At 38.9% G+C, this 10,923-nt stretch carries 8 protein-coding genes; all 8 read left to right on the top strand.

The window, feature by feature from the left end; translation table 11 throughout:
• Nucleotides 1–244: 244 nt before the first annotated feature.
• Genes OCV81_RS17050 through OCV81_RS17015 form a run of 8 tightly spaced genes read left to right on the top strand, consistent with a single transcriptional unit; the run spans nt 245 to nt 10,874 of the window.
• A complete protein-coding gene (locus OCV81_RS17050) occupies nt 245–844 on the top strand; it encodes an HU family DNA-binding protein (protein WP_148331049.1) in 600 nt (199 codons plus the stop codon).
• Nucleotides 845–889: 45 nt separating this feature from the next.
• Nucleotides 890–2,812, top strand: a complete 1,923-nt coding sequence (locus tag OCV81_RS17045; RefSeq protein ID WP_148331048.1) for a class I SAM-dependent DNA methyltransferase — start codon at nt 890–892, stop codon at nt 2,810–2,812.
• Nucleotides 2,809–3,888, top strand: a complete 1,080-nt coding sequence (locus tag OCV81_RS17040) for a Fic family protein (protein ID WP_148331047.1) — start codon at nt 2,809–2,811, stop codon at nt 3,886–3,888. The genes OCV81_RS17045 and OCV81_RS17040 overlap by 4 nt, the downstream gene beginning before the upstream one ends.
• Nucleotides 3,885–5,081, top strand: a complete 1,197-nt coding sequence (locus OCV81_RS17035) for a restriction endonuclease subunit S (RefSeq protein WP_148331046.1) — start codon at nt 3,885–3,887, stop codon at nt 5,079–5,081. The genes OCV81_RS17040 and OCV81_RS17035 overlap by 4 nt, the downstream gene beginning before the upstream one ends.
• 19 nt (nt 5,082–5,100) lie before the next feature.
• Entirely contained in the window at nt 5,101–6,435 is a 1,335-nt protein-coding gene (locus tag OCV81_RS17030; protein WP_148331045.1) for an AAA family ATPase, read from the top strand.
• An 8-nt stretch (nt 6,436–6,443) separates the two neighbouring features.
• Nucleotides 6,444–7,133 carry an HNH endonuclease family protein gene (locus tag OCV81_RS17025; protein WP_148331044.1) on the top strand — a complete coding sequence of 230 codons (690 nt, stop codon included), beginning with the start codon at nt 6,444–6,446 and terminating at the stop codon, nt 7,131–7,133.
• 19 nt (nt 7,134–7,152) lie between these two features.
• Entirely contained in the window at nt 7,153–10,305 is a 3,153-nt protein-coding gene (locus OCV81_RS17020; RefSeq protein ID WP_148331043.1) for a type I restriction endonuclease subunit R, read from the top strand.
• 23 nt (nt 10,306–10,328) lie between these two features.
• Nucleotides 10,329–10,874, top strand: coding sequence for an HD domain-containing protein (locus tag OCV81_RS17015; protein ID WP_148331042.1), 546 nt, complete (start codon nt 10,329–10,331; stop codon nt 10,872–10,874).
• The last annotated feature ends 49 nt before the right edge of the window (nt 10,875–10,923 follow it).

Genomic DNA, 10,923 nt, shown 5'->3' with positions numbered 1-10,923 from the left:
AGGATGGGATGAGAATTTCATGGAGAAACTTATTCTGGAAACAATTAACTTCCTTAATATCGGAGATTGATGCGTTTTCTCTGAAAATTTTTGTAAATTTACCTCGACACGAACGTGACGAGGTCTTGACACGTTCGTGCGGATGTCTCGTCACGTTCGTGCTGAGGTCTCGGCAGCTACGTGTCGAGGTATTTTTGTGGAAGAGTTTGGAAAGGAAGAGTGAAACAATAAAACAGATACGGTTATGGCTATTAAATTTGACTTGTTTGAGAATCCGGTAAAGGACGGAATTGCTGCCCCGAAGTTGCATGCAAAAGTGATTACAAAGGATGTGGTGACTACCCGCGAAATCCGGGAGGCGATACACAGGAAATGTACCGTGGCCCCGGCGGATGTGGCTGCCGTCATCACGGCCCTGAACGATGAACTTTACGAGTACCTGAGCAATGGGTATGCTGTGCACCTGGATGGCATCGGGTATTTCAGTCTGAGCCTGAAATGTGCGCCTGACATTAACCCGAAGTATGTTAAGGATGATGATGTGGAGGTGAGAAGCATCAAGTTCACGCCCGACAAAGATTTAATTGACCGTTTCCGGAGTGTGTATCTGGAGCGGGAAGTGGACGAGGCACATCACTCTGCCAAGTTGGACGAGGAAGAAGTGCAGCAAAAGCTGACGGAGTTCTTCAAGACCCATTCTTTCCTGCAACGCCGCGACTTTGAACGGCTCACGGGTTTCAACCAGTCGAAGGCTACGCGGGTGATTCGGGAGCTGGTGCAGAAAGGGGTGTTGAAGAATGCGGGGACGAAGTTTCAGCCGGTGTATGTGAGAGAGGAGAAATAAAAATAATCCTTATCTTTGTATTGGAATAATTAGACAACCTAAAATATGATTAATATAAGAAAGCTGGAAGGAGAACTGTGGGAATCTGCTGATTTATTACGGCAAGGTAGCAAACTGACAAGCAGTCAATATTGTATGCCAGTGTTAGCATTGCTGTTTTTGCGTTATGCTTATAGCCGTTATAAACTGGTGGAAGCTGAAATACTGAAAGATCGTCCCTCGCGAGGAGGGCGGGTGATGCCTGTGGAACAAAGCGATTTTACATCTAAAAGTGCGCTTTATCTTCCACGTGAAGCACAGTTTGATTTTCTTGTTAATCTGCCCGAGGATATTGCATCTGCTGGTTTGAAGAATAAAGCAGGACAACCTCTCAATTCTTTAGGAGAAGTGGTCAATAATGCTATGCAGTTGTTGGAGGAACAAAGTGAACAATTGACGGGGGTCCTGCCAAAGTCTTACACTATGTTTTCTGATGACTTGTTGCGCGAGTTGCTGCGAATCTTCAATAATAAGACCATTGATGAAGTGGGGGGCGATATTATTGGGCGCATTTACGAATATTTCCTTTCCAAGTTTGCTAAGGCTGTAGCTAGTGATGATGGCGTTTTCTTTACGCCAAAGTCTTTGGTGAAAATGCTGGTAAACGTGCTGGAACCGGAACAGGGTGTGATGCTCGATCCGGCTTGTGGTTCGGGAGGTATGTTTGTACAGACCGGTGATTTTGTAAATGCGGCTGGAATGAATGCCAATACGCAAATGACATTTTATGGGCAGGAAAAAGTGGAATATAATGCCCAACTTTGTTTGATGAATATGGCAGTGCATGGACTCAATGGACGCATTGTTTCCGGAGATGAGGCCAATTCGTTTTATCACGATGCGTTCAATCTGGCAGGAAAGTGCGATTATGTGATTGCCAATCCTCCTTTCAATGTTGATAAAGTAAAAGCTGAATCGGCTGCAAGTGCTGGGCGACTTCCATTTGGCTTGCCTGGTGTAAACGCCAAAAGTAAAGAAGTGGGCAACGCTAATTACCTTTGGATTAACTATTTCTATGCCTATCTCAATGACCATGGACGTGCGGGTTTTGTAATGGCCAGTTCAGCAACCGACAGCTCGAATAAAGACCGTGACATCAGAGAAAAACTGGTAAAAACCGGCCATGTGGATGTCATGGTCAGTGTAGGAAACAATTTCTTCTATACGCTTTCTTTGCCTTGCTCGCTATGGTTCTTTGACAAAGCCAAACGAGAGGAAAATCAGGATAAGGTATTGTTTATTGATGCCCGTAAATATTATACGGTAGTAGACCGTACACTCAACGAATGGACCGAATGGCAGTTGTGCAATCTTCAAGCCATTGTACATCTTTATCGTGGGGAAACCGACAAATACCAGGCATTGATAGAAAAGTATGATAGTGCCATACAGAAAGCTGTAAGTGAGAGTGTGGAGCAAGCCCAGCCGTTTGCGGAGTTATTGGATGCAGAAACGGAAACCCAATTTAAGAATTCACTTGCATGGATCGAAGATGCGTGGAAAGACTACGATGACCTGAGCAAAAAGCTCAATCAGCAGATAGAGGAGGCCAAGGCTTGTGTGAAGCTCGCAGAAGGAAAGTTGAAAAAGCGTGAAGTGAAACCTATGCGTCTGGCTGGTGACGAATTTTGTAAAGTGCTTGAAGATATTCTGACAGTAATCAGTGAATATAACTGGCTGACGGAAAAATTTGGCAAGGGTGAATATCACGATATAGCCGGACTTTGCAAAATTGCTACGCTTGATGAAATAGAGGAGAAAAATTTTTCGCTTACTCCCGGTGTATACGTAGGCGTGGCAGAAGTGGAAGACGATGGAGTGGATTTTCACGAACGTATGAATGAGATACATGCAGAATTGGCAAAATTGAACAAGGAGGCCAATACATTGATGGATGCGATTCTAAAGGATTGGGAGACACTGAAATGAGCCTAGATGACAAGACAAAAACTTTGCTTTCCCTATTGGATGAATACAAAGCATTAGGGATTGCCGAGCAGATAGATTATAACAAATTCTATCTCTACTCTCTTATTACCCATTCTACAGCCATTGAAGGTAGCACGGTTACGGAGATAGAGAATCAGTTGCTTTTTGATGAAGGCATTACGGCAAAAGGCCGCAGCATTCAGGAACAGATGATGAACCTAGACTTGAAGGCGGCATACGAACAGTCCATGAAACAAGCCAAAGCGCATACGGATTTTTCTGTTGAAATGCTGAAAGGACTTTCAGCTTTGGTCATGAAAAACACGGGTGGTGAATACAATACAGCAAGTGGCAGTTTTGACTCTTCTAAAGGAGATCTTCGTTTGCTCGGTGTCACAGCAGGTGTAGGTGGAAGTTCCTATATGAATTTTCGCAAAGTGCCTGACAAATTAGAAGAGCTGTGTCGGTATCTGAATCAGCAAAGAGCAGAGCTTTTGAGTACGAACGATGTCATAGCACAGTATAAAACCAGTTTTGATGCGCATTTTCAGCTTGTCACCATTCACCCGTGGGTAGATGGTAACGGACGCATGTCGAGACTGATTATGAATCATTTGCAATATGAATTTGGTCTGGTTCCTTCAAAAGTAGTGAAAGAAGATAAGGCGGAATATATTCAGTCACTCATTGATTCACGCGAGCAGGAAACGCTACTTCCTTTCTATGAGTTTATGTTTGACGAACATATCCGGAATATCCGTAAAGAGATAGAAGCGTACAAAAAATCACAGGATGTTGACCTGATAAAACCTACGTCTGACCTGATAAATGAATCTCTTGACCCGATAAAAGAGATCTCGTCTGACCCAATAACGGAACGTTTGTATCAGGCTATTCAGGAGAATAACAAACTGAATTATGCTGAATATGGAGCATTATTGGGTGTATCGGAAGCAACAGTCAAACGCCGTTTAGGTGAGTTGAGAAAAGCAGGGATGATTGTGCGTGTGGGTAGTAATAAAACTGGATATTGGGGAGTGATGAGTTTGGAAAATGGAAAGGAGGAAAAGGTATGAGTGAATGGAAGAAAGTGAAATTGGGAGATTTATATACAGTACATAATGGGCTGTCAAAAAGTAAAGAATTTTTTGGGAGTGGCTATCCTTTTTTGACCTTTTCGAATGTGTTTAATAATTGGTTTTTACCTGATAAACTAGAAGCGTTAGTGCAATCTACAGATAAAGATAGAGAGTCTTTTTCTATTCAAAGAGGTGATATTTTTATTACACGTACAAGTGAAACTATGGATGAGTTAGGGATGAGTTCTGTCGCTTTAAAGGATTACCCTAATGCTACATTCAATGGTTTCACCAAACGGTTACGTCCTAAAAATGATGATGTATTACCTGAATATATTGGCTATTATCTGAGGTCAAAGAAATTTAGAAATAAGTTTTTAGCGTTTTCTTCGATGACAACTCGTGCTAGTTTGGCAAATAGTGATTTGTTGGATATGGAGGTGGAAGTTCCTGAAAAGAACGTTCAACGAAACATTGCAAATATTCTTTCCCGTTACGATTCCTTGATAGAAAACTATCAAAAACAAATTAAGCTATTAGAAGAATCAGCGCAGCGTCTCTATAAAGACTGGTTTGTGGATTTACGTTTCCCGGGATATGAAAATACGAAGTTTGTGGATGGTGTACCGGAAGGATGGGAGAAGAAAAGTATTGCTGAATTAGGAAGTTTTATAAATGGATTTGCATTTAAACCTTCTGATTGGCATGATAATGGTTTACCAATCATAAAGATTAAAGAAATGGGTAAAGGTATTTCTATTGACACTCCAAGAAATAATGGAGAAAGAGTTCCTGAAAAATATTTGGTGACTACTGGAGATTTACTATTTTCGTGGTCTGCAACATTAATGGTTATTGTTTGGGCTGGTGAAAATGGATGGTTAAATCAACATTTATTTAAAGTTATACCAAAAGAAAGGATTTCAAGAGAGTTTGTATTGCAAAGTATATCTAATGCAATAATAGAATTTTCAAATCTTACAACAGGGTCAACAATGAAGCATATTCAGCGGAATAAATTGGATCAAGTTTTTGTTAATGTTCCATGTGCCGAAATTATGCAAGAATATAATACCTTTGGAGAAACATTAAGAGAACAAATTATCAATATATCTTCTCAAATCCATAAACTTACTGAAGCTCGCGACCGTCTGCTTCCCAAACTAATGAGTGGAGAAATAGAAGTATAAAACCTTAAATTAAAAGATTATGCATGATATTACAATAAAAAATTTTCGATGCTACGAAGAAAAAAGTATAGAATTTCGTAGAGGTGTAAATTTGCTGATAGGAGATAATTCTGTTGGTAAAACATCGTTATTACATGCTTGTAATTTGGCGGTAAATGCATTTTTTTCTGGTTATAGTGATGAAAATACAGTATGGAGAAGTGCGGATGACAATGATTTCCGTGAAACAGGTATTACAGAATCACCCATTGAAATAATATTTCACCCCAATGAACAAGATTATCCCATTATACAAACACAGTCTGGAAGCAATTATTCTTTAGACCCAAATGTAGAACTGAAGATAGAAAAAAAGTCTAAAAAGAATTCTCGTAATCTTACAACAGGTTTAAAGCCATTGAGAGATTATGCCACTGTTTGTAATCATTTTTCTCATGTACTACAAGAAGATAAAAGTGTTCTGCAAGTAAATATTTTGCCTGTCTATGCCTGTTTTACTACGGAAGATATCCATTCTGTACGCAAGTTCGACAAGAATAAATTTAATAAATACAATCATAAGCCATCATTTGGTTATTTTGAATGTTATGATTGTAGAGGTTTGTTTGAGTGTTGGATAAAACGTTTACTTGTTCTGAAGGAGGCCCAAAGAGGAGATGAAGAAATTAACTCCGTAAGAAACGCTATTATCGATGCATTAGGTTCTAATGGGTGTAATATCATCAATGATATGGATATACGTCATAATGAAGGCAAGGTATATTTCAAGTTTGTTGACGGACGCGAATCAGAATCCGCATTACTTTCCGACGGTTATCGTCGCTTGGTGAACATCGTGATGGATATTGCTTTCCGTTGTGCATTACTCAATAAAGCTATGTTTGGTGACCAATGCTACAAACATACACATGGCACTGTAATCATTGACGAGATTGATGAACATCTGCATCCGGCTTTGCAAGTTCGTGTACTGAAGGCTTTGCAAGATACTTTTCCCAAGATTCAGTTTATTGTAAGTACGCATGCTCCTTTGGTGATGTCATCAGTTGAACCAAGAAAAGATGAAAAAGGGAATGATATAAATGTGGTATATAAACTGGAATATTCAGACGGAAAATATTCGCATAAGGAACTGAATATATATGGAATGGATGCTTCCACAATTATCGAAACATATATGGGGCAGCCATCCAGAGACTTAAAAGTCAATACCGATATTAAAACTATATTAGAATTAATAGATAAAGGTGATATTCAAACGGCAAGAAAATTATTAAAGGAATTAGAGCAAAATATTGCTGGTGGTGACCCAGAATTAACAAGAATGGAAGCCTTAATATCATTTATGGAATAAATAAGCCTATGATTCTGATTACAAAAAATAAAGAACCGAAAGAGTGGACCGAGTACAGAAATACTCCGGGGGTAGATTATCAGGCTATTCCAGAGTTAGTCCAATCACTTTTGAAAGAACAGGGGTATATATGTGCTTATTGTATGCGTAGAATTCCTCAGCAAGACAAATTATATAAGAAGGATGGAAAAAATTATGTTTTGACACAAGAAGATCATCGGGTAGAACATGTGAAATGTAGAGAACTACATGATGATTTAAAGTTGGAATATACGAATATGGTAATTTGTTGTCCTGGTCATATTGGGACGGATGATCATTGTGATAGACTGAAGGGAGCAAAGGATATTTCATTTACTCCACTTGACCAGCAGTTTATAAATACAATCAAATACAATTCTGACGGAACTATAATTTCTACCAACGAATTATATAATACGGAAATCAATGATATACTAAATCTGAATACAAAATTGCTTAAAGTAAACAGAAAGGCAATGTTAACTCAGGTGATTATCCAAATTAATGGTGCTTGTAAAAAAGGAAAATGCTGGGATAAGAAGACGTTGGAACTTTATTTGAAAAAATACAGTGAGAAGCATTTTGAGGAAGATGAAGAAGGAGTAAAAGAAAAATATTATTCCTATTGTGGTATTGTCACTTGGTTTATTCAGAAAAAACTCCGTACTTTAGGTTAAAACTAATTTGAATTAGACTATGTCAACAGACTACGGCGAAGATAAACTCATACAAAAAAGTACAGCTGAGTTCCTGGATAAAGAGCTGGGATGGACTCCTGTGTACGCTTATGATAAAGAAGTGCTGGGAGAAAATGGCACTTTGGGACGGAAAAGTTATCATGAAGTATTCTTGGTACAACGCTTCCGCATGGCCTTGAAAAAATTGAATCCGTGGATTAATGACAAGCAGATGGCTGAGGCGGTAGAACGGATGACAGAGCACATGAGCAGCCAGACACTTATGCAGATTAACGAGCAGAAGTATCAGTATATCCGTGACGGGGTGCCTGTGACCCAAGTATTGCCTAACGGAGGAACAGAATACATCAGGGCAAGAGTTATAAACTTTAATGAGGCTGCTGATAATGATTTTCTTTGTGTCAGAGAACTGAAAGTGTATGGTTCTCTGTATCGTCGTAGAGCTGATATTATAGGTTTTGTGAATGGTATTCCTTTGCTGTTCATGGAACTGAAAAATCATGATGTGGAAGTGGAAGATGCTTTCAATCAAAATTATAGAGATTATCTGGACACGATTCCACAACTTTTTTATCACAATGCCTTTATTATTTTCAGTAATGGACTGGAAGCACGTGTAGGTACGATAGATTCCAAATGGGAGTTCTTTCACGAGTGGAAACGTTTGACCGAAATGGACAAAGGAAACATTGAATTGCCCACTATGTTACGCGGTATCTGCAAGAAGGAGAATTTTATTGATTTACTGGAAAATTTTATTCTTTATGACCATTCAGATGGGAGAACGGTGAAGATTATGGCGCGTAACCACCAGTATTTGGGAGTGAACTTGGCCGTAGATATGTATCGTCGTCGGGAATATGTGAATGGAAAGTTAGGAGTATTTTGGCATACACAGGGTAGTGGAAAGAGTTATTCTATGCTGTTTATGGCCCGTAAAATCAGGCGGAAATTTGGAGGTTCTCCCACTATTGTTGTTTTGACAGACCGTGAGGAGTTGAATAAACAGATTAGCGATACATTTGAAAACTGTGGGGCGCTGGGTAAAACGAAAACAGAAGAATTTATTGCGAAAAGTGGCAAAGATTTGATAAAAAGATTAGGGGGTAATTCTTCTTTTATTTTCTCTTTGATTCAAAAATTCAATGATCCTAAAGCGACACCGATTTATCCGGATCATGATATTATTGTAATGAGTGACGAGGCACATCGCACACAAAATGGATTGTTTGCTGATAATCTGGTACACTTACTTCCTACTGCCAGCCGAATTGGATTTACGGGTACACCTCTTTTAAGAGATGATAATATTACAGCCCGTACGTTTGGAGGATATGTCAGTATATATGATTTCAAGCGGGCAGTAGATGATAGGGCGACTGTTCCGTTGTATTATGAGAACCGGGGAGAAAAATTGAAAGATTTAAAGAATCCGGAAATAAATGAAGAGATTGCTGCGGCTTTGGATCAGGCTGGAGACATGGATGCTTCGCAGTTGGCTAAATTGGAACGTGAATTTGCCAAAGAGGTGCATTTACTGACGGCCCCGAAACGTCTGAGAATTGTAGCACAAGATTTTGTACGCCATTATAGTGATTTGTGGACATCAGGAAAAGCCATGTTTGTGTGCTATAACAAGGTTACCTGTGTACGCATGTATAATTACGTACAGGAATATTGGCAGAAAGAGATTGAAGCCTTGAAAAAGCAGATTGCTGCTAATCCTTATCAGCAGGAAGTGCAGGAACAAAAGCGTAAGCTGGAGTGGATGCAAAAAACAGAAATGGCTGTAGTGGTTTCACAAGAGCAGAATGAAATACAGACATTCCAGAAATGGGGACTTGATATATTGACGCATCGTAAGAAGATGGAGGACCGTCAACTTGATGAGGACTTTAAGGATGCGGATAATCCGCTGCGAGTGGTGTTTGTGTGTGCGATGTGGTTAACAGGATTTGACGTGAAATCATTGTCATGCTTGTACATAGATAAGCCTATGAAGGCACATACATTGATGCAGACGATAGCCCGTGCAAACCGAGTAGCTGAGGGGAAAGAAAATGGTCTTATTGTAGATTATATAGGAATTGTGAAGGCACTTAGGCAAGCTTTGGCAGACTATACGGCAAGTCCGGAAGGTGAGAACGAGGGTAATGACCCTACGGTAGATAAAAAAGAGCTTATCAACCGTGTGATGGAGACTATATCTGCGGCTGTTGCTTTTCTTAAAGAGCATGATTTTGAATTGAAAGATTTAATGAATGCTGAGTCTTTTGTAAAATTGTCATTGTTGAGGACTGCGGCAAATGCCATGTGCGAAACGGTTGAGATTAGGAAGAGTTATTGTACTTATCTCACCGCCTTGCTCAAATTGTGGAAATTCCTAGACCGTGATGATATTACTGCGGATATGAAGCAAAGAAAAGATGCGTTGGAGGCTATCTACAAAGCTTTGCAGAAAAAGCGTAAGCATGCGGATATAACTGATCTTAGTGTGACTATCAATGGAATTGTGGACGAACATCTGGAAGTAGAGACCATAAGTGAACTAGAGGTGATTGACCCAAATCGTCGTTTCGATATTAGCAAGATTGATTTTGATTTGTTGAGGAGAGAGTTTGCCAAGAGAAGAGATAAAAATCTGGTTATGAAAGATATTCAGGAGGTATTGCAGGAGCGAATTGCCCAAATGATGTCAGTCAATCCTTCAAGAATAAATTTCTATGAGAAATATCAGGAAATAATTGACAATTACAATAAAGAACAAAATCGGGCGAGCATTGAAAAAACTTTTGAAGATTTGATGCATCTGACTGAAAAGTTGTCCGAAGAAGAAAAACGATATATCAGGGAAGGTTTTGAAAATGACGAGCAGCTTTCTCTGTATGATATATTGGAAAAGAAAGATTTGTCGAAAGAGGATATCCAGAAGCTAAAAAAGGTAGCTAAAGACTTGTTAGGCAAGATCAAGTCTATGTTGCAAACAATGGATCATCCATTTGATAAGCAGGAAACAAAAGCGACTATCGTAGTAACCATACGGGATTTGCTCTGGCAGGAATTACCTGAGAGTTATCCGGATGAAAGCATTACTTATTATCGTGATGCTGTGTTTAATTACGTTAGCCAACGATATGGTGGAGTGGCATAAACATTTAAAATCAAATTTTAAATATGATGACTTATAAAGATTCGACACTTTGGAAAGAAGCATTTAATGATAAATACGAGTATGTTAGTTTAAGAAAAAGATTGATTAATGCATTTGAGATAGCACATAATAATGCATCATTTCTACTTGATAAAATTAGAATAGATTTTCCGTCATTAACAATACATGATATAACTCATGTTGATAGTCTTTGGCAAGTCGCAAGTATAATTGCAGGGGAGGATTATCAATTAAATCCTTTGGAAGGCTTTATATTAGGATGTTCATTTCTTATACATGATGCTGCATTGTCTTATATAGCGGTAGGTGGTAAAGATAAATTGCGTTCTACAACTGAATGGAAAGACTTTCATTCTGATTATAGTTTCAAATCAGATATGACTGATGAAGAAAAAGAATATGAAACCGATTTTAGAACTATTCGTTATCTTCATGCAAAATATGCAAAGGATTTGTGTAATCAGATTTTTGAAAGGGAAAATGGATCTACGTTTTATATTACCTTAATTCCGCAACACTATTACAAATATAACTTTTTAAGTACCTGAGCAACAAAAAGTTGCTCAGGATTTTGCCATGTCAGATTTTTCACCTATC

The sequence above is a fragment of the Phocaeicola fibrisolvens genome, assembly GCF_025567125.1.
Taxonomy (GTDB): Bacteria; Bacteroidota; Bacteroidia; order Bacteroidales; family Bacteroidaceae; genus Phocaeicola; species Phocaeicola fibrisolvens.
The sequence above is the reverse complement of the archived record's forward strand: the minus strand, read 5'-3'. Positions and strand labels throughout refer to the sequence as shown.